Annotated in this window: 18 protein-coding genes, 3 tRNA genes and 2 pseudogenes; 2 read left to right on the forward strand and 21 right to left on the reverse strand. The window is 45.6% G+C overall.

Annotation, left to right across the window (positions count from 1 at the left end):
* Positions 1-6: 6 nt before the first annotated feature.
* The 10 genes and pseudogenes from WMO62_RS09900 to WMO62_RS09945 form a co-directional block, all read right to left on the reverse strand.
* Positions 7-1,011: pseudogene (locus WMO62_RS09900) on the reverse strand (NAD(P)/FAD-dependent oxidoreductase); the annotation flags it as partial.
* Positions 988-2,415 (reverse strand): annotated as a pseudogene (locus tag WMO62_RS09905) (NAD(P)/FAD-dependent oxidoreductase); the annotation flags it as partial. The pseudogenes WMO62_RS09900 and WMO62_RS09905, both read right to left, overlap by 24 nt.
* Before the next feature lie 2 nt (positions 2,416-2,417).
* Entirely contained in the window at positions 2,418-3,128 is a 711-nt protein-coding gene (locus WMO62_RS09910; protein WP_349144557.1) for an MIP/aquaporin family protein, read from the reverse strand.
* A 93-nt stretch (positions 3,129-3,221) separates the two neighbouring features.
* Positions 3,222-4,718, reverse strand: coding sequence for a glycerol kinase GlpK (gene glpK / locus WMO62_RS09915; RefSeq protein WP_349144558.1), 1,497 nt, complete (start codon positions 4,716-4,718; stop codon positions 3,222-3,224).
* Positions 4,719-4,891: 173 nt separating this feature from the next.
* The gene (gene clpB, locus WMO62_RS09920; RefSeq protein ID WP_349144559.1) at positions 4,892-7,474 is read right to left on the reverse strand and encodes an ATP-dependent chaperone ClpB; all 2,583 of its coding nucleotides are present in this window, start codon (positions 7,472-7,474) and stop codon (positions 4,892-4,894) included.
* A 452-nt stretch (positions 7,475-7,926) separates the two neighbouring features.
* Entirely contained in the window at positions 7,927-8,196 is a 270-nt protein-coding gene (locus tag WMO62_RS09925) for an ORF6N domain-containing protein (RefSeq protein WP_435390479.1), read from the reverse strand.
* Positions 8,197-8,294: 98 nt separating this feature from the next.
* Positions 8,295-8,816, reverse strand: a complete 522-nt coding sequence (locus WMO62_RS09930; RefSeq protein ID WP_349144560.1) for a cysteine hydrolase family protein — start codon at positions 8,814-8,816, stop codon at positions 8,295-8,297.
* Positions 8,817-8,837: 21 nt separating this feature from the next.
* Positions 8,838-9,521, reverse strand: coding sequence for an HNH endonuclease signature motif containing protein (locus tag WMO62_RS09935; RefSeq protein WP_349144561.1), 684 nt, complete (start codon positions 9,519-9,521; stop codon positions 8,838-8,840).
* Positions 9,514-10,758 carry an AAA family ATPase gene (locus WMO62_RS09940; RefSeq protein ID WP_349144562.1) on the reverse strand — a complete coding sequence of 415 codons (1,245 nt, stop codon included), beginning with the start codon at positions 10,756-10,758 and terminating at the stop codon, positions 9,514-9,516. The genes WMO62_RS09935 and WMO62_RS09940 overlap by 8 nt, the downstream gene beginning before the upstream one ends.
* Positions 10,759-10,821: 63 nt before the next feature.
* Positions 10,822-12,189, reverse strand: a complete 1,368-nt coding sequence (locus tag WMO62_RS09945; RefSeq protein WP_349144563.1) for an MATE family efflux transporter — start codon at positions 12,187-12,189, stop codon at positions 10,822-10,824.
* A 158-nt stretch (positions 12,190-12,347) separates the two neighbouring features.
* On the opposite strand from WMO62_RS09945, the gene WMO62_RS09950 reads away from it, so the two are divergent.
* Positions 12,348-12,974, forward strand: a complete 627-nt coding sequence (locus WMO62_RS09950; RefSeq protein WP_117496871.1) for a cytidylate kinase-like family protein — start codon at positions 12,348-12,350, stop codon at positions 12,972-12,974.
* Positions 12,975-13,012: 38 nt separating this feature from the next.
* Here the strand turns inward: WMO62_RS09950 and WMO62_RS09955 are convergent.
* The 3 genes from WMO62_RS09955 to WMO62_RS09965 all read right to left on the reverse strand — a co-directional run bounded on the left by WMO62_RS09955 (position 13,013) and on the right by WMO62_RS09965 (position 13,439).
* A tRNA-Leu gene (locus tag WMO62_RS09955) sits at positions 13,013-13,097 on the reverse strand.
* Positions 13,098-13,139: 42 nt separating this feature from the next.
* Positions 13,140-13,223: transfer RNA gene (locus tag WMO62_RS09960), tRNA-Leu, on the reverse strand.
* A 131-nt stretch (positions 13,224-13,354) separates the two neighbouring features.
* Positions 13,355-13,439: transfer RNA gene (locus tag WMO62_RS09965), tRNA-Leu, on the reverse strand.
* Positions 13,440-13,587: 148 nt separating this feature from the next.
* On the opposite strand from WMO62_RS09965, the gene WMO62_RS09970 reads away from it, so the two are divergent.
* On the forward strand, positions 13,588-13,908 hold the full coding sequence (locus WMO62_RS09970) for a helix-turn-helix domain-containing protein (protein ID WP_117496878.1): 321 nt from the start codon (positions 13,588-13,590) through the stop codon (positions 13,906-13,908).
* A gap of 92 nt (positions 13,909-14,000) precedes the next feature.
* Here WMO62_RS09970 and WMO62_RS09975 read toward each other — a convergent pair whose 3' ends face one another.
* From WMO62_RS09975 to WMO62_RS10010, 8 genes are all read right to left on the reverse strand, one after another.
* Positions 14,001-14,942 carry a TIGR03943 family putative permease subunit gene (locus WMO62_RS09975; protein ID WP_349144564.1) on the reverse strand — a complete coding sequence of 314 codons (942 nt, stop codon included), beginning with the start codon at positions 14,940-14,942 and terminating at the stop codon, positions 14,001-14,003.
* Positions 14,943-14,956: 14 nt separating this feature from the next.
* Positions 14,957-16,081, reverse strand: a complete 1,125-nt coding sequence (locus WMO62_RS09980; protein ID WP_349144565.1) for a CobW family GTP-binding protein — start codon at positions 16,079-16,081, stop codon at positions 14,957-14,959.
* A 94-nt stretch (positions 16,082-16,175) separates the two neighbouring features.
* Positions 16,176-16,535, reverse strand: coding sequence for a 50S ribosomal protein L20 (rplT, locus tag WMO62_RS09985; protein ID WP_117496881.1), 360 nt, complete (start codon positions 16,533-16,535; stop codon positions 16,176-16,178).
* A gap of 27 nt (positions 16,536-16,562) precedes the next feature.
* The gene (gene rpmI / locus WMO62_RS09990) at positions 16,563-16,760 is read right to left on the reverse strand and encodes a 50S ribosomal protein L35 (protein WP_117496882.1); all 198 of its coding nucleotides are present in this window, start codon (positions 16,758-16,760) and stop codon (positions 16,563-16,565) included.
* A 37-nt stretch (positions 16,761-16,797) separates the two neighbouring features.
* Complete coding sequence (gene infC, locus WMO62_RS09995) at positions 16,798-17,292, reverse strand: translation initiation factor IF-3 (protein WP_117496883.1); 495 nt, start codon at positions 17,290-17,292, stop codon at positions 16,798-16,800.
* A gap of 226 nt (positions 17,293-17,518) precedes the next feature.
* Positions 17,519-19,042 (reverse strand): 4-alpha-glucanotransferase, encoded by a 1,524-nt coding sequence (malQ, locus tag WMO62_RS10000; protein WP_349144566.1) that lies wholly within the window; start codon positions 19,040-19,042, stop codon positions 17,519-17,521.
* A 36-nt stretch (positions 19,043-19,078) separates the two neighbouring features.
* The gene (locus WMO62_RS10005) at positions 19,079-20,176 is read right to left on the reverse strand and encodes an ABC transporter ATP-binding protein (RefSeq protein WP_118438924.1); all 1,098 of its coding nucleotides are present in this window, start codon (positions 20,174-20,176) and stop codon (positions 19,079-19,081) included.
* Positions 20,177-20,215: 39 nt separating this feature from the next.
* A complete protein-coding gene (locus WMO62_RS10010) occupies positions 20,216-21,232 on the reverse strand; it encodes a LacI family DNA-binding transcriptional regulator (protein WP_349144567.1) in 1,017 nt (338 codons plus the stop codon).
* Positions 21,233-21,238 lie beyond the last annotated feature (6 nt).

Raw genomic sequence — 21,238 nt, forward strand, 5'->3', positions numbered from 1 at the left:
AAATGCCTGCCCTGTCCGCACATATTCCGCCGCATAGATTCCTGCAAGAGCTGCTTCCTCTGACACATGATCCACCAGATCATGAACATGCAGCACATTACCACAGGCGAAGACTCCTTCAAGACTGGTCTCCAGCATCTCATTTACTACCAGTCCTTTCGTCTTCGGATCAATCTGAATCCCTGCCTCTCTGGACAGCTCATTTTCCGGGATCAGCCCCACAGCCAGCAGCAATGTATCACAGGAAATCTCCTCCTCTGTTCCCTCTATGGGTGTTCCTTTCTCATCCACCTGTGCCAGGGTCACACCGGTCAGCCGCTCTTTTCCATGGATTTCAGTCACTGTATGCCGCAATTTTAATGGAATATCAAAATCTTCCAGACACTGGACAATATTTCTCTGTAATCCACCGGACTTTGGCATAAGCTCCGCCACCAGCTTCACATGTGCACCTTCCAGCGTAAGTCTCCTTGCCATGATCAGACCAATATCACCGGAACCAAGGATCACCACCTCATGTCCCGGCATGACTCCTTCCACATTGATGAGCCTCTGAGCAGTTCCCGCGGAATAGATTCCCGCCGGACGAAAGCCCGGAATATTCAGAGCTCCCCGTGGCCGTTCCCTGCATCCCATGGCAAGGATCACCGCTCTTGCCTGGATGATAGACAACCCATCCTTCTTGTTCATGGCCGTGACTTTTTTGTCTGCTCCAATCTCCAGTACCATAGTATCCAGCCGATATTCGATCTGTTTTTCCTGCACCAGATCAATATACCTCTGAGCATATTCCGGCCCGGTCAGTTCTTCATGAAAAATATGAAGTCCGAATCCATTATGAATACATTGGTTCAGGATGCCTCCCAATTCCCTGTCACGCTCCAGGATCAGAATGCGTTCCATCCCCTGCTCCCGAGCTGAGATGGCTGCTGCCAGTCCTGCCGGACCACCGCCAATGATGACAATGTCATAAGCATCCTCAAATGCATCTTTGCAGCAGCCTTTCACCATATAGGATGCTCCGCCCGCTTTGGTGATCTGCTGCATATCTTCTCCCAGCTCCCGGCAGAGGATCTCCATGACTTTCGGTCCACAAAAGCCGCCCTGACACCGGCCCATGCCAGCTCTGGTCCGCCGCTTCACACCGTCCACGGATCTTGCTCCTAAAGGTCTGTGAATGGCATCCAGGATCTCACCTTCCGTGATCCGCTCACACCGGCAGATAATCGTTCCATAGGCAGGATTTTCACGGATCAGCGCATTTCTTTCTTCAAGAAATAAGGAATCCGGATGGAAGATACCTTTTCTCTTAGCAATAAAATGTTTCTTTTTCTTTAATCTTAATTTCCGGCTCACCTGCTCCGCCACCAGCTCTCCGATGGCAGGACAGCTGGTCAGCCCCGGAGATTCCACGCCCGCGCAGTCAAAGAATCCATCTGCGCCGTCCACTTCCCCGATGATAAATTCGTGTCCGTCTTCATGTGCCCGAAGTCCCGCAAAAGATGTGATCACCTGTCCAAAAGGCAGATCCTTCACATTGAGGGCAGCCTTCTTAATAACTTCCGAAAGCCCGGCAGTGCTGGTATTGGTTCCTTCCCGATCCTCAATATCCAGTGCTGTCGGACCCAGTAAGAGATTTCCATGAACTGTCGGTGACACCAGAATGCCTTTGCCATATTTTCCAGGAAGTGCAAAGATGGTATGCTTCACATGCTCACCGGCTGTCTTATCCAGCAGACAGTATTCACCGCGTCTGGGTGTAATATGGATCTTGCGCTCACTGACCATGTTATGAAAATAATCTGCATAGACACCAGCTGCGTTGACCACCGCCCGGGTTCTGATATTTCCCCGGTCTGTCAGAAGCTCCCATCCATATTCCAGCCTTCGAATCCCTTTGACTTCTGTGTTAAACTTAAATTCCACCCCATTTTCACAGGCATTCTCTGCCAGTGCCAGATTGAGTCCAAAGGGACACACAATGCCTGCCGTTGGTGCATACAGTGCTGCACACACTTCCGCTGTCAGATTCGGCTCCATCTCATGAACTTCTTTCCGGTCCAGGATACGCAGATCCTTGACCCCGTTGGCAATCCCACGGTCATAGAGAGCCTTCAGTCCAGGCATGTCTTCCTCCGAAAGACAGACTACCAGCGACCCGATCCGCTCAAATAATATATCCAGATCTTCTGACAGCTTTCCCATCAGCTCATTGCCCCGCACATTAAGCTTTGCCATGAGCGAACCTTCCTGTGCATCGTATCCGGCATGAATAATGGCACTGTTGGCCTTAGAGGTTCCACAGCACACATCCTCTTCCTTCTCCACTACACAGATCTTACCTTCGTACCGGGACAGCTCCCGTGCCGAGGCTGCCCCCGACACGCCGCTGCCAATGATCACCACATCGTACATGGTTACCACGGAATTGCTCCGTAAAGTGCCACTGCTGCCAGTGCACCCAGGATCGGTCCCAACAGTGGAACAATTGCGTATCCCCAGCTGGAACTGCCTTTCTCATGGATCGGCAGTACCGTATGAGCAAATCTCGGTCCTAAGTCCCTCGCCGGATTGATAGCATAACCGGTCAGTCCGCCCAGAGACATACCGATAGACACGATGATTCCAAATACAATGAATTTTCCAAGTCCGTCTGTAAGTCCCGGCACATTTGCCATCCCTTTGATGGCAAATACAAGCACAAAGGTTCCCACTGCTTCGCTGAACATGTTAAGCCCGGTATTGGGAACCGATGGTGCAGTACAGAATACACCCAGCTTGGTTCCTGCTTCCTTGGTAGCATCAAACTGTGCCTTGAACAACAGATATACAATAACTGCTCCCACAAACGCACCGGCAAACTGTGCAAGAATATAGCCTGGCACCATGCTCCACGCAAAGCTTCCGTCCATGGCAAGTGCCAGTGTCAGCGCCGGATTGAAGGATGCGCCGGAAGCCGCCCCAAAAATGCATGCAGGGATCATGACTGCAAGCCCCCATGCAAAGGTGATCTGAATACTTCCTGCACCCTTCATGCCGGATTTATTGAGCGTAACGTTAGCAACAACGCCATCACCAAGAATGATCAGCAGCATTGTTCCAAGAAATTCAGAGATATAGGGTAACATAGAACTCCTCCTTATTCATTTTCCACAACACTTCTCGTTCTTATCGGATGGTATATTCTGCTCCCTCAGGAACATTCCTGCAACGTTATCTTCTTAGTCCTCTTTTGCCCAGCCGTAGGCATATTTTACTGCTTTCTTCCATCCCTTCAGCTTCTTCTTGCGTTCTTCCTCACTGATCTTCGGCTCAAAGATCTGATCGATGGCCCAGTTCTTGATAACTTCTTCTTTATCAGACCAGTATCCCACTGCCAGACCTGCCAGATAAGCAGCTCCCATCGCCGTAGTCTCCACACACTGTGGACGGTTCACCGGTGCTTGAATAATGTCTGCCTGCGTCTGCATGAGGAAATTATTGGCACTTGCACCTCCGTCCACCTTCAATGCTGCCAGACGGATGCCCGAATCTGCCTCCATGGCAACCAGAACATCGTTGACCTGATAAGCCAGAGATTCCAGTGTTGCCCGGATAATATGGTACTTATTGACGCCACGAGTAATACCCACGATCGTTCCTCTTGCATACTGATCCCAGTACGGAGCACCTAGTCCGGTAAATGCCGGAACCACATAACAGCCATTGGTATCCGGTACTTTCTGTGCCATATATTCCGAATCCGGTGAGGAATCAATGATCTTCAATTCATCCCGCAGCCACTGGATCGCTGCCCCGGCCACAAAGATAGAACCTTCCAGTGCATAATGAACTTTTCCGTCCAGTCCCCATGCAATTGTGGTGACCAGTCCGTTATCGGAAAATACCGGTTTTTCACCTGTATTCATCAACATAAAGCAGCCCGTTCCATAAGTATTCTTTGCCTCGCCCGGTTCAAAACAGGTCTGACCGAACAATGCTGCCTGCTGATCTCCTGCCGCGCCCGCAATAGGGATCTCTCCACCCAAAAATGAGGACTCGGTCTTTCCGTAGATACAGCTGGAAGGCTTTGCCTCCGGAAGCATGCTCGCCGGGATATCCAGCTCTTTCAGGATTTCTTCATCCCACTGAAGGGTATTGATATTGAACAGCATAGTTCTGGATGCGTTGGAATAATCCGTCACATGAACAGCACCTTTGGTCAGCTTCCAGATCAGCCAGGTCTCCACCGTACCAAACAGCAGCTCCCCTTTTTCTGCCCGTTCTCTGGCTCCCGGCACATTGTCCAGAATCCATTTCACCTTGGTTCCTGAGAAATACGCATCGATCACAAGGCCTGTCTTTCTGCGGAATTTCTCCGTCAGCCCCTTCTCCTTCAGAGAATCACAATACTCAGAAGTTCTGCGGCACTGCCATACGATGGCATGATAGACCGGTTCTCCTGTATTTTTATCCCACACAATGGAGGTCTCACGCTGATTGGTGATACCGATTGCCGCGATGTCCTGTGCAGTAGCTCCGATCCTGCTCATCGCTTCCACGGCTACGCCAAGCATGCTTGCCCAGATCTCGTCTGCATCATGCTCTACCCAGCCCGGCTTTGGAAAATACTGTTTGAATTCTCTCTGCGCCACGCTGCACATGGTTCCTTTCTTGTCAAACAGGATACAACGATTGCTGGTTGTGCCCGCATCCAGTGCCATTACATACTTTGCCATAATATTCTTCTCCTTTTCGACCCCTGTATAGTCTTGCTTCCAGTATACCATAACCATTTGAAAAAAGTGCACTTTTCCTAGTTGTATCCTATGCGCGGAAATTTGGTTTTATGAGGCGTAAAAAGCTCCCGCCCGGCAAATTATATTTGCCAGACAGGAGCCTTTATTTTAGTTTATTTTGTTCGGATGGTAAGACCATCGCCATCTCTGTCAACGACCATCACACTGCCTGCATGGACGTCTCCGCCAAGAATATATCTTGCCGCCATAGTCTCCACATTCTTCTGAAGGAATCTCTTCAGCGGACGGGCACCATAGACCGGATCATATCCGTTCTCTACAATGTAAGCCTTGGCTGCATCTGTAAGCTCGATCTGAAGTTCCTTGTCCTCCAGTCTCTTGTTCACATCTGCCATCATCAGATCCACAATGTGTCCGATGTTATCCTTCGTCAGCGGTTTGAACAGGATGATCTCATCCAGACGGTTCAGAAACTCTGGTCTGAAGTGAGCTCTCAAGTCACCCATTACCTGTTTCTCACACTCCGGACGGATATCGCCTTTCTCGTCAATGCCTTCCAGCAGATAGCTGGAACCAATGTTGGAGGTCATGATCAGAATCGTGTTCTTGAAGTCCACAGTTCTTCCCTGGGAATCGGTAATACGACCATCATCCAATACCTGCAGCAGTACATTGAATACATCCGGGTGAGCCTTCTCAATCTCATCAAAGAGCACAACCGAGTACGGACGTCTTCTGACAGCCTCTGTCAGCTGACCACCTTCCTCGTATCCTACATATCCAGGCGGTGCTCCGATCAGACGGGATACGGAGTATTTCTCCATATATTCACTCATATCGATACGCACCATATTCTGTTCATCATCAAACAGACTGGCAGCCAGTGCTTTTGCAAGCTCCGTCTTACCTACACCAGTTGGTCCAAGGAACAGGAATGATCCAATCGGCTTGGTCGGATCCTTGATACCTGCTTTGGAACGAATGATCGCATCTGTAACTTTCTGTACACCTTCATCCTGTCCGATGACTCTCTTATGGAGTTCTTCATCCAGATGCAGGGTCTTATTTCTCTCACTCTCGGTCAGCTTTGCCACCGGAATGCCGGTCCAACGGGAAATGATTCTGGCAATCTCTTCGTCGGTCACGCTCTCATGAACCAGAGACAGGTCTTTATTCTTAACCTTCTCCTCCTCTTCCTCCAACTGCTTCTGCAGCTGCGGCAGACGTCCATACTGAAGCTGTGCAGCCTTTTCCAGATCATAGCCCTGCTGGGCAGCCTGGATCTGACGGTTCACATCCTCGATCTCTTCACGGATCTTGGACAGATTCTCCACGGATTTCTTCTCATCATCCCACTGTGCTTTCTTATTATTAAATTCATCTCTTAAGTCAGCCAGTTCCTTCTGCAACGTCTGCAGTCTGTCCTGACTGAGTCTGTCAGTCTCTTTTTTCAGAGCGGCTTCCTCAATCTCCATCTGAAGAACTTTTCTACGAAGCTCATCCAGCTCCGTCGGCATGGAATCCAGCTCGGTCTTGATCAGTGCGCAAGCCTCATCCACCAGGTCAATGGCTTTATCCGGCAGAAAACGCTCGGAAATATAACGATGGGACAGGGTTGCTGCTGCCACCAGGGCTGAGTCTGTGATCTTCACTCCATGGAATACTTCGTAACGGTCTTTCAGACCACGAAGGATAGAAATCGTATCTTCCACAGACGGCTCATCCACCAGTACCTGCTGGAAACGACGTTCCAGTGCCGCATCCTTCTCAATATACTGACGGTACTCATCAAGAGTGGTCGCACCGATACAATGCAGTTCCCCTCTTGCAAGCAGAGGTTTCAGCATATTACCCGCATCCATGGCACCATCGGTCTTGCCTGCTCCCACGATCAGATGCAGCTCATCAATAAACAGAATAATCTGTCCTTCGCTCTTTCTGACCTCTTCCAGAACTGCTTTCAGACGCTCTTCAAATTCACCTCTGTATTTGGCTCCTGCCACCAGAGCACCCATATCCAGTGAAAAAATCTTCTTATTCTTCAATCCTTCCGGTACATCACCACGGACGATACGCTGTGCCAGGCCTTCTACAACGGCTGTCTTACCAACACCAGGTTCACCGATCAGCACCGGGTTATTCTTGGTCTTACGGGACAGAATACGGATCACATTCCGGATCTCCGCATCACGTCCGATCACTGGATCAAGCTTCTGCTCTCTGGCACGCGCTACCAGCTCTGTACCATATTTGTTCAATGTGTCATAAGTTGCTTCCGGATTGTCGCTGGTCACACGCTGATTGCCGCGGACGCTGGACAATGCCTTCAGAAAACGATCTTTGGTAATACCGTTTTCCCGGAACAAATCCTTCATGGAAGGACTCGGATTGTCCAGTAATGACAGAAACAGATGCTCCACGGACACGTACTCATCACCCATCCGCTTTGCTTCATCTTCTGCACTAATCAAGGCTTTATTCAAGTACTGACCCACATAAGGCTGACCACCGGATACTTTCACTCTCCGATTCAGTGCCTGCTCCACCTGTTCCTTAAACAACGTAGAATCTATATCCATCTTGGAAATCAGTCTGGAGATCAGGCTCTCCTCCTGAGTCAGAAGACAATACATCAGATGTTCCTGCTCAATCTCCTGATTGCCATATTCCATGGCAGTCTTTTCCAGATTATTGACTGCTTCCACAGATTTCTGTGTAAATTTCTGAATGTTCATATGCTCGCCTCCTCGCCTCGCATAGCTGATGCCAAATTATAAATCTGACATACTGATGTCTATTTCTTTGTTCTATGTGTACTATATCACCAGTTGTTAGCACTGTCAATAGGTGAGTGCTAATTATTTTGTGAAATATTTGTGAAAGCTACGAGTCATGCACATTTACGTGAAAATCCCTCTTTCAAGCTTGCTTGATAAAGAGGGATTTTTCATGGAAATGTATAGGGCGACAGCCCGACAGTGAGGGAGTTCTTTCCCGAGCTGTGCATGGCGTATATCACAGCTTACAGGGATTTTTCACTTGCTTTCGCACTCGATTTTCTTGATTTGGCCACATTTTTACCACAAATTTTTCTCTTCTTCTGCCAGTTTGCTTTCTTTCTTATCCAGACATAAAAAGACGCAAGCCATATTCTTATGACTCACGCCTTTCTGCATAACTTACTTTTCTATTCTTCTGTTTCTAATTCCAATCTCTGTAAAATATCTCTTACAATACCTGCTTCTTCTGTTGTAAGCTGAAAACAAAAATCTTCTGGAAATCGTTTTATATTTCTTTTTACTGCACGATTTAAAGCTTTTGTTTCTACTTGATAAAGTATTGCCAGATCACTATCCACCATGACTTGTTTGTTTCTTACTACATAAATCAGATTTTCAATGTCCGATGGTATGATTTCAACTATTTCTATATGTATACATTTGAAATATTTAGACACAAGCTTTATTATAGAATAGGCGATGCTGAAAGTTCAGAGCGTCATTCTAAAACCCGTTTGAGTTCACTGAAATTCTTGATTCTTTCATCTGTCATATTTTACCTCATCACCTTGATCTGGCACGCTTCCATTGCTTTCAATGCATTTTCATGGCTCTCCGGCGTCACACCTGCACAGTATGCTGCATCCACATAGATGGGCACTTCCGGAAGTGTTGCCTTGAGCAGCAATGCATTGGAGATCACACAGATATCTGTGCAAAGTCCTACCAGCGTAATACTGCCGATCTCCTCGTCTTCATGAAGAGCCAGCAGATCTGCAGCCAGATCCGTAGAACCAAAAGTCTCCTTATCGATGGGTTCTGTCTTTCTCAAAGCATCCAATTCTTTCCGGATCTGCCAGCCTTCCGTGCCACGGATGCAATGAGGCACCGGAAGATTCTTTCCTTCCTGTGTCTCCAGATACCAGGTCTCATGAGTATCCCTTGTGAAGAAAACTTCGCCATCAAAATTCCGAATCTTATCCTCCACCTTGGGTACAATGGCAACTGCTTCTTTTGTTCCCAGTGCTCCATCAATAAAATCATTCTGCATGTCTACAACAATCAAAATATGTTTCATAGTGTCATTATTCCTCCATTTCTAGCTTTCAGGAATATATTCTCTTATCTCAGAATACATTTCATTATCCCATATCAGCCATCGTTTGAATGCAGTAAATGCAGATTGATTTTCTAACTCCCGCTTTAGAAGACAAGCTATATCTTTCTTCTCATCTTCACTCTCTGCTTCCTGATATTCTCTTACATACTCCTTAAACTTCGATAAGTCCTTTCTTAAAGTTCTTCGTATAATCCTGGCTTCCATTTTTTTCTGTGTAGTTGTTCCATAATACACATCTTGTAACAATGAAATTGTATTTTTCACGGTTTCAGTTTCTTCCGCTACCGGTGTAAACTCCAGTTTTTCTTCTGAACCAAAATATCCTTTCTTCCGGAAAGCTATTAATTTTTCCACCGCATCTTTTGTGCAGTCCAATATTGGATCATACTTCCCTAATTTTGTATTATTGCAATGTGCGCAAACCCAAAACAGATTTTCCCATGAATATTTCAGTTGTTTATCGCCACGATGTGGAACCAAATGCTCTATCTGATAAGATGTTGCCTCTTTATTTTCGCAAATATAACATTTTCCATAAAACACTTCCTTCAAAGCCAGATTGACATTTTCTGTATTATACGAACTTTCAGATAAGCTGGCTTTTCGAAGATCTTCCACTGCCAACGGAGTTTTCCCTGTAATTCTTCTTTGAATCTTAATCATTTGCTTTTCTTCTCCGTTCAATATCTTCAAACTTTTCTTTTGCAGTTCCTGAAAGTTCTGATGACATATTTTTTAATTCGATTCTAATTTCAGCTCTTTCTGCCATCTCATCTTTCGTTGGATTTTTTTGAAAGCAAAGGTATTCATAACGTCCAAGCCGCTTCTTCAGCTTGTCAGAATATTCATCTGCTTCAAAATACCCCTCTGCAAGATCGTCCGAAGAAAATGCAGATAAATCTTCTAACTCCATATGTCTTTCCAGATCATACGCTTTTGCATTTGAAATAGAATTCAGAATATATGGTGAATGCGTTGTTACAATAAACTGTAATCCTGGAAAGAACTCTGTTAAAAATGGTAATATCTTTTTCTGCAATTCAATATGCAGATGTGTTTCCAGTTCATCAACAAGTACAATTCCCTGTTCATCATACTGACTGATTTCATCATTTAATAACCAGTTCTTATCCATTCTGAGAATTAAATCGGATACCATGTAAATGACAGAAGAATATCCATCCGACAATTCATTAAATCCAAATGCTTCTCTTCCATCCTGATGAATCCTAAAATTATATTTTTTGTAATCATACTCCAGATGAATCGATTGCTCATCCAGCAAAATACGCAGTGCTGACTCAAACCTATCAAACCATTGTTGAATTTTCTGTGCTGTAGCTTCAGCTCCCTCATTTCTCGCATATGCCTGCTGCGTCTTTAGATGCACCATATATTTAAGCAATATATTTCCAGCATCCTTATCAATTCTATAAGCGTCCGATAATCTGATGTCTTCCACACCTGTAGGCTGTGTAAACTGTGCTTTTCGCTCTGACGGAAAATATGCTGTTATAAAATTTCCATCCTGATAAGCCTTTTCCAGTCCATCATACTCATTTAAAGTAATTTGAACTCCATCATTATATTTTTTTATTCTTTCAGACCATTTTATATAGTCTTTTTCTGCATTAAACTTTTGTGTCTCATTTAATGCGTTTTCTATATCTTTTTGAGCACAATCCTTCCACTCTGGATATTTCTCTATTAGAGTCGTAAGATTTTCATCATTAATTGCCCGTAAAAATTTTTCAATTCTCAACAACAAAGACGTTTTTCCTGATCCATTTTTTCCTGTTATCAGAAGATGTTGACGTTTCGCAGAATCTAACTCTATTTTTATGCCTGACAAATGGTATATCTTTTCTATATCAATCTCTTTGATAAAATACTGTTTCACGTTAAATCCTCCAATTTTCTAATATTAAATGATATATAATTATAGCATGCCACAAAGTGGATTTCATAGTTCTTTTTCCATCCGCTTAAGCTCTGGCAGTACAGTGATCAGCATAGTTGCAAAACATAGCGTACCACCGATCACGTTAGATACAGGCTCCGCCAGGAATACTCCATCCGTTCCCATATGTAATGCATAGGGCATGAGATAAGTAAGCGGCACCACAATAAATACTTTTCGAAGCATTGAGAAGAAGATCGCCTGCTTCTTTTTATTCAGGGACTTAAATACCGTCTGTCCCATATACTGCAGGTCCATAAAGATAAATGCAGCAAAATACTGGTTCAATGCAGGAACTGCATCTTTGGTCAGCTGCACATCTGAGCTGAAGATTCGGATCAAAGGTCTTGGTTCCAGAATAATAATGCTCCATATCACAGCGGAATAAGCAAGAATCATCGCGCCCATCACCATTCCTGCCTTTCGCACACGTATCGGACGGCGCGCCCCATAATTGTAGCTTAGGATTGGTGATGATCCTTCACTCATGGCATGGATCGGTGTCTCCACCAGCTGCCGCACGCTGGATACAATGGTCATCACTGAGATGTAGATATCACCACCGGTGACTGACAGTACATTGTTGCAGCAGATTGTTACCAGGCTGTTGGTCAGCTGCATGATAAATCCTGCCATACCAAGGCTTATAATATTTTTTGCATAACCCATACAGGCAGCGATCTCATTCTTCTTCAGCAATCGTACTTTCAATTCTGATTTTTTCGTAAGAAAATAAAATACAAATATTGCTGACAGGCACTGAGACAGCACAGTTGCAATGGCAGCCCCGCACACACCAAATCTCAATCCAAAGATAAATAATGGATCCAGCAGAAGATTGGCTCCTGCTCCCACCGCTACCGAACACATACCGATCAGCGAATATCCCTGCGCATTGATAAAAGGATTCATCCCCACTGCTACCATGGATGGCAATGTTCCCAGCAGATAGATCATCATATACGGCAATGCATACACAAGTGAGTTATCGGAAGCTCCGAACAAGATCAGAATCGGTCTTGCAAATAAGAATCCAACAACCATCAGAACTATGGCACTGGCACAGACCATGGTAAAAGAGGTATTCATGATTGCTACTGCTTTCCTCTCATCCTTCTGTCCTCTCTGGATCGCAAACAGTGGCGCACCGCCATTTCCGAACAGATTGGCAAATGCAGTGATAATCACGATCAAAGGAAAACATAGTCCAACAGCTCCCAGTGCAGCAGTTCCCTCCTCCGCAATCCTTGCAATATAGATTCGATCTACAATATTATACAGAAGGTTCAGGATCTGAGCCACCAGCATCGGAAGAGCCGCTTCCAGAATATTCCCTGTCACCGTTCCATTTTCAAAATCAACCCGTTTCATTTCAATCCACAATCCCTTGTTATCGTCCTGCCTTTTATTATATTTCCTTTTTCATATATTTCAAGATAGAGGCACATTCTTTTGTTGTTATTGTATATATTTCATGATATAATATATATAAAAATAAAGCATTTTCACAATAGAAGGGTGGTATAATTATGGCTGAAAGATATGTGATTACCCTGGGACGTGAATGTGGTGCCGGTGCGACCTATATCGCGCAGCATCTGTCCAAAGAACTTGGCATTCCTTATTATGATAAGGATATTTTCCGTATGGTATCTGATAAGAGTGGTGTTCTGGAAGAATTTTTCCATGTGAATAGTGAACGTCCGGGAAACAATCTTTTATACAAACTGGTAAAGGATCTGAAACCGGCAGATCAGAAGCCTTCTCTTGGAAAGGATATCGTCTCTCCTGACAACCTGTTCCGTTTCCAGTCTGAACTGATCCGGGAACTGGCAGATAATGAATCCTGTATCATTATTGGCCGCTGTGCAGACTATGTCCTGAAAGATCATGATAACTGCGTACATGTCTTTGTATGTGGCGATATGGACAGCAAAGTACAGCGTATGATGCATTCTTATTCTCTGGAGGAATCTGCTGCTGTTGAACGGATCAAAGAGACTGACAAGCAGCGTAAGAAATATTACAGCTACTATACCGGAGGTGACTGGGAGGCTGCATCCAACTATGATCTGTGCCTGAACACCGGTGACATGAGTATTGAAGAAGCGGCAGAGCAGATCCTCTTCTATCTGAAACAGAAAAAATATATTTAAGACAAAAAAAGCTCTTGCATCTGCAAGAGCTTTTATCATGCGGAAGAAGGGACTTGAACCCTCACGAGCGTAACGCTCACAAGAACCTGAATCTTGCTCGTCTGCCAATTCCGACACTTCCGCAAACCGTATGAATTTATTTTACAGAGCTCATACTACTCTGCATGCGGAAGATGGGACTTGAACCCACACGACCTAACGGTCACAAGATCCTTAGTCTTGCTCGTCTGCCAATTCCGACACTTCCGCAAACCGTTGTGTTTTTAACGACTCAACGATATGTATTCTATCACAGGTATTATCATAAGTCAACAGTTTTTTTTAACTTTTTTAACTTTTTTCTTACCCATGAAAAAAGCTCCTGAAATTGTAGGAGCCAATGCGGAAGAAGGGACTTGAACCCTCACGAGCGTAACGCTCACAAGAACCTGAATCTTGCTCGTCTGCCAATTCCGACACTTCCGCATCACGAATGATATGATACCTCATCTTGACAAAAATGTCAAATATTTTTAAAATGTTTTTCAAAAAACACATTCTGTAGATTCTAATTATACCCGGTTTCAAAGTATCATTTAAGAAAGCAATTCGTTGTCGAAAGGAAGGTAAACATATGGACTATCATGCATTAGGAAAAAGAATTCGCGAAGAGCGCCTGAGACTGAACCTGACTCAGGAGAAACTTGCAGAGGAAGTTGGGGTATCCACTGCTTACATCGGACAGATCGAGCGCGGCGAGAGAAGTCTTACACTGGACAAGCTGGTAAAGGTTGTCAACCGTCTGGGTGTTACCATTGATTTCCTGCTGTCTGATTACGTGATTGCAACCGATGACACCAGTATGAATCTGCTGGTTCAGCTCATGCATGACCGCACCCAGGAAGAGAAGACCCTGGCGATCAATCTCTTAAAAGTTCTTTTTGCGAACAAATAAGAACCGTATTCAAAAAGACTGCCTGACTGATGGAAACATATCAAATGTATGTCGCATTGTCAGACAGTCTTTTTCTTTTGTACGCTAATTACTTAAAAGTATACCAGTTCTTCTTCCGGTTTCTCTGCACTCTTGATATTGGTGGACTGCAGTACCAGTCCTTCCTGTCCGCTGTACTCTACACGCTTCTCAATATGCGCTTTTGCAGTTACAGTCAGCCATTGTTTGGACTTTATCCGGTCCACATAGGCAGATTTGCACAGGAAACCGATGAAAGCCGTATCGTCCGCACAGCAGGTCATAGCCATACGTCCCGGAACGAAATATCCCTTCGGCAGACGTCCTCCGGTATAGGCCATCGCCTTAAAGCGCATGGTCTTGCCATCGTATTTCTCAGGATGATCCATGGCATCAATATACCAGATACCATAATCTACATCAGAGATCTCAATCACATCCGCATTGATATCGAACGGCATCTCCTCCTCGAATTCCAGCTGGCTTCCATCTTCTTTTTCAAATACCACCTGAGCTTTCGGATTCACTGCACGCATATTTCGCTTATACGTAGCTGCCGGTGTCTCATCCGTACTGCGGTTGAAGATGATCAGATCAGAATCCTTTGCCATCTCCATGAACAGGGATTTCATATTTTTCAGATATACATCGAAGGTGGTTGCATCCACAGTCGTGATGACCTGTGCCACGAACCATCCCTTTGGCATATACATTTCCCGCAGATAGTCCAGTCCCCACATACAGTTGTACTCTACAATGATCTGGGTAGGCTTATACTTCTTCTGACACTCTGCCAGAAACATTTCATTAAATTCAGACTTATCCTCCAGAACCACCAGCGTGGTGTTGGTCTTCTGAAGAAGTTCGTCTTCGTACTCTTCGACTCCTTCTTCGCAGGCAATGACCAGGTTGCGTTCGCCGCCGGAGAAATAATCATCCGCCAGAGTCTCCTGCACAAACCGGGTCTTGCCGCTCTCCAGAAATCCGTGTACGACAAATACAGGGATCTTTGCCATTATTATTTACCTCATTATTCTGTCAGGCCAAATACTTTTGCCAGTTCTTCTTCGTTCAGATGGGAACCGATCACGCACAGACGGCCAGTGTAGTCTGCCTCTCCGTGACGCACCTCAAATTCTTCCGGAACCATATCAAAGTGAAGCCAGGTTCCATCTGTACATGGAAGGATTCCTTTTGCACGCAGGATAATGCCACACTCATCGTCATCAGACAGTCTGGTAAGGATCTCACGAAGCTGCTCCTCAGAATATTTATGCGGAGTCTCTTTGCCCCAGCTGGAAAATACTTCATCTGCATGATGGTGGTGATGATCATGGTCATGATCGTGGCAGCCACAGGTGCAGTCCGGGCCGTGATCATGGTCATGATGGTCGTGATGGTCGTGATCGTGGTCGTGGTCGTGATGGTCGTGATCATGATCATGGTCGTGGTCACAGCAATGCTCATGATCGTGATGATCGTGGTCGTGATGGTCGTGATCATGATGATCATGGTCATGCTCCTCCATCAGATGCTCCATCTCCTCTTTCATGATCAGATCCTGATGTTCCATAGCTGCCAGGATCTGCTCGCCTTTCAGCTCATCCCACGGAGTCGTGATGATCGCAGCCTTCGGATTCTTCTCACGCAGCATAGCCACACATGCATCCAGCTTGTCCTCAGACATTTTCTGGGTACGACTGATCACGATCGTTCCTGCGTTCTCTACCTGGTTGTTAAAGAACTCGCCAAAGTTCTTCATATACATCTTGCATTTCTGTCCGTCTACAACAGTCACAGAGCTGTTCAGTTCTACCTGCTCATGTGCAGCCACACCCATAACAGCTTTGGTCACATCGGACAGCTTGCCAACGCCTGACGGCTCGATCAGAATACGATCTGGTGCATAAGTCTCAATCACCTGCTTCAGGGCAGTACCAAAATCACCCACCAGAGAGCAGCAGATGCAGCCGGAGTTCATCTCTGTGATCTGTACGCCGGCATCCTTGAGGAATCCTCCATCAATACCGATCTCGCCAAATTCATTCTCGATCAGAACAATCTTCTCGCCTGGAAATACTTCCTTCAACATCTTCTTGATCAGTGTGGTCTTGCCGGCTCCAAGGAAACCGGAAATAATCTCAATCTTTGTCATGTTCTGTTCCTTCTTTCCTTATTATAATATGTGAATGAAAAAGCCCTCGGATCTTCACCGTGCGGCAGATATTCCAAGGGCTTTTGTGTCATACTTATTTATTCAGTGCTTTCTTAGCAGTCTCTGCCAGTGCAGTGAATGCTGCTGCATCATTTACAGCCAGCTCTGCAAGCATCTTACGGTTCATCTCAACGCCTGCGCTCTTCAGACCATACATGAACTTGCTGTAGGACAGTCCGTTCATACGTGCTGCTGCGTTGATACGAGCGATCCACAGCTGTCTGAACTGACGTTTTCTCTGTTTACGTCCTGCATAAGCGCTGGTAAGAGCTCTCATAACAGACTGTTTAGCTACTCTATACTGTTTGCTTCTGGCTCCTCTGTAACCTTTTGCCAGCTTCAATACTCTATTGTGTTTCTTTTTAGCGTTTAATCCGCCTTTAATTCTTGCCATCTTTCTTCCTCCTTAACTTCCTAAATCTTATAAATACGGTAAAATCTTCTTCATGTTCTTTACATTGGTAGCATCCGTAATGGTAGCTTTACGAAGATTTCTCTTTCTCTTCTGAGATTTTTTGGTTAAGATATGGCTCTTATAAGCTTTCATTCTCTTTAACTGACCGGTTCCCGTCTTTTTGAAACGTTTTGCGGCTGCTCTACTTGTTTTTACCTTTGGCATATGTTGATTCCTCCTAAACTACTAAAATATTTTATCCTTAACGTTTTTCCGTTAAAAACATGGTCATGCTGCGGCCCTCCATCTTAGGAGCTTTATCGACCACTGCGACATCTGCCATCCGCTCTGAGAATACATCCAGAATCTGTTTGCTGCTCTGTACATGAGCCATCTCACGTCCGCGGAAACGAAGAGTTACTTTTACTTTGTTACCCTTCTCGATGAACTTTCTTGCTGCATTTACCTTCGTGTTCAAATCGTTCTCATCAATATTCGGAGACAGGCGAACTTCTTTGATTTCGATGGTTTTCTGTTTTTTCTTTGCTTCCTTCTCTTTTCTTGCCTGCTCATACCGATATTTTCCATAGTCGATAATCTTACATACAGGCGGTTTTGCGGTCGGAGCAATCTTTACCAGATCCAGCTCAGCCTCCCTCGCTAACTTCATCGCTTCTGTGATGGGCATTACACCTAACTGTTCACCATCCTGACCAATCAGACGGACTTCTCTGTCCCTGATCTGCTCGTTGATCACTAATTCGCTAATAGTTGTACACCTCCGAAACATAAAAAAATAGGTAGAAAACTATCCACCTATCATACAAAAGGAATGTGCCGCAAAACACATTTCAACACTGTATTAACCCAGGTCACTGACTGTGCTATGTGCCAAGGTGAGAGTGGATACTCTTCTTTCATTTCATAACCTTAGTTATCTTAGCACAGCCAACACCTGATGTCAACTATATTTTCACACTTTTTCAAACTTTTTTATCCGGTCTGTCAAGCCTTCCAAAACGCTCCATCTCTCCACGCACTTTTGCAGCCAGTGCATCCGTAAAGCAGCCTTCCACTGCCCGCCAGCACCAGTTACTGCCCACGGTGGACGGCTTATTCATTCTGGACTCGCTTCCTAGTCCCAGCAGATCCTGAGCCAGTACAATGGTCAGATTCGCCCGGCTGTTCCAGATGGCACGCATCATGACCCAGTTGATATCTGCAGCGTCAGTCACACCCAGATAATCATAGGCACGCTTCACATCCTCTGGCTCTGCAGAAGTTGTCCACCCGACTGCAGTATCATTGTCATGAGTTCCCACATAAGCCACACAGTTTGGTGGATAATCCTCCGGAAAATAACTGGTGCCTCCGCCATCTCTGCTGTCAAAAGCAAATTGTAACAGCTTAATCCCCGGAAAGCCACTGTCTGCCAGCAGTTTTTTCACAGACTCAGTCATATAGCCTAAATCTTCCGCCATAATGTTCTGTGCTCCGATCTGCTGCTCCACTGCATGGAACAGATCCATGCCCGGTCCCTGCTTCCAGTATCCCCGTTTTGCATTGGTATCTCCATAAGGAATGGCAAAATAGGAATCAAATCCACGGAAATGATCGATCCTGAGCATATCATAGACTTTACACAGATAACCAATCCTGGCGGTCCACCACCGGTAACCATTCTGTTTCATATAATCCCAGTCAAACAGTGGATTTCCCCACAGCTGTCCATCAGCAGAAAATCCATCTGGCGGACATCCCGCCACCTCTCTTGGCACTTTGTTCTCATCCAGCTGAAACAGTTCCGGGTGTGCCCACACGTCCACACTGTCCAGAGACACATAGATAGGAAGATCTCCTATAATCTGAAGTCCTGCCTCATTGGCATATTCTCTCAAAGCCTTCCACTGTTCAAAGAACAGATACTGCAGGCTTTTCCAGAATTCAATTTCTTCTTTATAAGCGGCCGCTGCATGTTCAAGGGCTTTCTGCTCCCGATTTCTTAATGCCGGTTCCCAGTCCATCCAGGCTTTTCCGCCACTGGCAGCCTTCAGTGCCATAAAGGAAGCATAGTCATGAAGCCAATAATCATTTTGCCTGCAAAACGCCTCATAGTCGTCCGATGCAGTCTCCTGAAACCTTCTGACTGCCTTTCTGAGGATCGGATAGCGCTTCTGATACAATGCTCCATAATTCACATGGTCCGGTGCACTTTCCCAGTCAACCGTCTTATAATCTTCCGCTTCCAGATAACCGGCACTTTCCAGCATTTCCAGATCAATAAAATACGGATTTCCCGCATAAGCCGAAAAAGACTGATAGGGCGAATCTCCATAGCTGGTAGGACAGATTGGCAGCATCTGCCAGTATGTCTGCCCCGCCTTCTTCAGAAAATCCACAAATTTTCGGGCAGGAGCACCCATACTTCCAATTCCGTATTCTGACGGAAGTGATGAAAGATGCATCAGGACTCCACTGCTCTTCTTCTGCTGTGTTTTATCCATCATAGCATGTTCCCTCCGAATAGTTGATCTGTCTGTTCATCAGTGACAGATCACATTCTCTGTTTCTGCATCAAATACATGGATCTTATTCACATCCAGAGCCAGTTTCACCATATCATCGGCACGGATGCCAGTACGGGACGGTACTCTTGCTACCATTTTCTGTCCACAGCAGTTCAGATACAGATAAATCTCTGAACCCATCATCTCTGCCAGATCCACGTTTGCTTCAATGTTAGAAGCTTCTGATATAGACAGGAATGACTCTTCCGCATGAATGTCTTCCGGCCGGATTCCCATGATCACCTCTTTGTCCACATAAGCTTCCAGCTCCGGCTTCTGTACCGGGATCTTATAAGTACCAAAGGTCAGGAACAGATTCTCGCCTTCTTTTTTCACAACTACATTAAGGAAATTCATCTGCGGAGAACCGATGAATCCTGCCACAAATTTATTACACGGATAGTTATACAACATCTGCGGTGTATCGAACTGCTGAATCACTCCATCTTTCATTACAACGATCCGGTCTCCCATGGTCATAGCCTCGGTCTGATCGTGGGTAACATAGACAAATGTGGTCTGCAGACGTTTGTGAAGTGCTGCGATCTGACTTCTCATCTCTGTACGAAGCTTGGCGTCCAGATTGGACAGCGGCTCATCCAGCAGGAATACAGCCGGCTGACGCACCATAGCACGTCCCAGAGCCACACGCTGGCGCTGACCTCCGGACAGCTCCTTTGGTTTTCTCTTCAGATATTCTTCCAGTCCCAGGATTTTTGCTGCTTCCCTTACCTTTTTATCAATCTCATCCTTTGGAACCTTTCTCAGTTCCAGCGCAAATGCCATATTCTTATAGACAGTCATATGTGGATAGAGCGCATAGCTCTGGAATACCATGGCAATGTCTCTGTCCTTGGGCGGCACGTCATTGACCTTGCGATCACCAATATACAGCTCGCCGCCTGATACCTCCTCCAGTCCTGCAATCATACGCAGGGTTGTTGATTTTCCGCAGCCGGATGGTCCAACCAGAACAACAAACTCTTTGTCCTTGATCTCCAGATTCAGATCCGGCACTACGGTATTTCCTTTATCATATGTTTTTACCACATGTTTAAACGTGATATCAGCCATTTTTGTTCCTCCTGTTCTGAATCTCCCAACATCCGGATATTACTTCTGCGCGGACACCTTCGCCACACTCTCTCCGGCAATAATGTCAAAAGATACCAGCTCATGTATTGCTTCTTTTTCTTCCTCGATCCTGTCAACCAGGATCTCCATACTGCGATCTGCGATCCTGTCACTCTTCTGACGGATCGTTGTAAGTCTGGGTGTCAGATAATTACCCAGATCAATACCATCAAAACCGATCACCGAAATATCCTCCGGTACCCGAAGTCCCCGATCCCGGATCGCCCGGATCGCTCCCACTGCCAGCACATCCGCCATGGCGAATACGGCAGTCAGCTCCGGCATCTTATCAAGCAGTGCTCCCATGGCATGATAGCCTTCTTCCATGGAAAACAGTGCCGGTTCATACTGCTTTTTCTTATCAAATACCATCTCATGATTCCGAAATGCCTGTTCGCATCCGATGCCTCTGGTAAATGCTGCATGTGACCGTTCCATCCGGCCTCCCAACACACCGATTCTTTCATGTCCCAGCTGGATCAGATATTCCACCGCCGCCTCTGCTGCAGCAGCGTCATCCGTACTGACACTGGACAGATTCGGAAAAGATAACTTTGCTGCTGAGTTGGTAACCAGCACACAGGGCACATCCAGTCTTGCAAACCGTTCCCTGAAGAACTCCAGATTACTTCCCAGGAAGAAGATTCCCTTGGGATGTCGCTCCAGACAGACACTCTCTGCCTGCTCCACCTCATTTTCTTCCTCACCGATATAATAGATGAAGCTGACAAAATCTTTTCCCTCGATCAGTCCCTGCAGCCGCTCCACAATGGAAGCAAATAACATATTCTGTGAACCTTTCACAATGACTGCAATGCCTTTGCTGGCCTGCTGCTTCAGATGTTTTGCATTGTTATTTAATCGGAAATGGTGCTTTTCCACCACCGCCAGGATCGTCTCCCTTGCTTTCTCTGATACATCTGGATGATTATTTAATACCCTTGACACAGTTCCTACTGCATATCCAGATTCTTTTGCAATATCTTTGATGGTCATAACATC

It is taken from the genome of Hominiventricola aquisgranensis (assembly GCF_040096225.1).
In the GTDB taxonomy this organism is placed as follows: domain Bacteria; phylum Bacillota; class Clostridia; order Lachnospirales; family Lachnospiraceae; genus Hominiventricola; species Hominiventricola aquisgranensis.

Coding starts and splice junctions, on each gene's coding strand:
- malQ (WP_349144566.1), bottom strand. CDS start 19,042: ATGATGGATAAAACACAGCAGAAGAAGAGCAGTGGAGTCCTGATGCAT.
- WMO62_RS09975 (WP_349144564.1), bottom strand. CDS start 14,942: ATGGCAAAGATCCCTGTATTTGTCGTACACGGATTTCTGGAGAGCGGC.
- WMO62_RS09950 (WP_117496871.1), top strand. CDS start 12,348: ATGGCTGAAAGATATGTGATTACCCTGGGACGTGAATGTGGTGCCGGT.
- clpB (WP_349144559.1), bottom strand. CDS start 7,474: ATGAACATTCAGAAATTTACACAGAAATCTGTGGAAGCAGTCAATAAT.
- WMO62_RS09910 (WP_349144557.1), bottom strand. CDS start 3,128: ATGTTACCCTATATCTCTGAATTTCTTGGAACAATGCTGCTGATCATT.
- WMO62_RS09945 (WP_349144563.1), bottom strand. CDS start 12,189: ATGAAACGGGTTGATTTTGAAAATGGAACGGTGACAGGGAATATTCTG.
- glpK (WP_349144558.1), bottom strand. CDS start 4,718: ATGGCAAAGTATGTAATGGCACTGGATGCGGGCACAACCAGCAATCGT.
- rpmI (WP_117496882.1), bottom strand. CDS start 16,760: ATGCCAAAGGTAAAAACAAGTAGAGCAGCCGCAAAACGTTTCAAAAAG.
- WMO62_RS09930 (WP_349144560.1), bottom strand. CDS start 8,816: ATGAAACATATTTTGATTGTTGTAGACATGCAGAATGATTTTATTGAT.
- WMO62_RS09980 (WP_349144565.1), bottom strand. CDS start 16,081: ATGACAAAGATTGAGATTATTTCCGGTTTCCTTGGAGCCGGCAAGACC.
- rplT (WP_117496881.1), bottom strand. CDS start 16,535: ATGGCAAGAATTAAAGGCGGATTAAACGCTAAAAAGAAACACAATAGA.
- WMO62_RS10010 (WP_349144567.1), bottom strand. CDS start 21,232: ATGACCATCAAAGATATTGCAAAAGAATCTGGATATGCAGTAGGAACT.
- WMO62_RS09935 (WP_349144561.1), bottom strand. CDS start 9,521: ATGATTAAGATTCAAAGAAGAATTACAGGGAAAACTCCGTTGGCAGTG.
- WMO62_RS09970 (WP_117496878.1), top strand. CDS start 13,588: ATGGACTATCATGCATTAGGAAAAAGAATTCGCGAAGAGCGCCTGAGA.
- WMO62_RS10005 (WP_118438924.1), bottom strand. CDS start 20,176: ATGGCTGATATCACGTTTAAACATGTGGTAAAAACATATGATAAAGGA.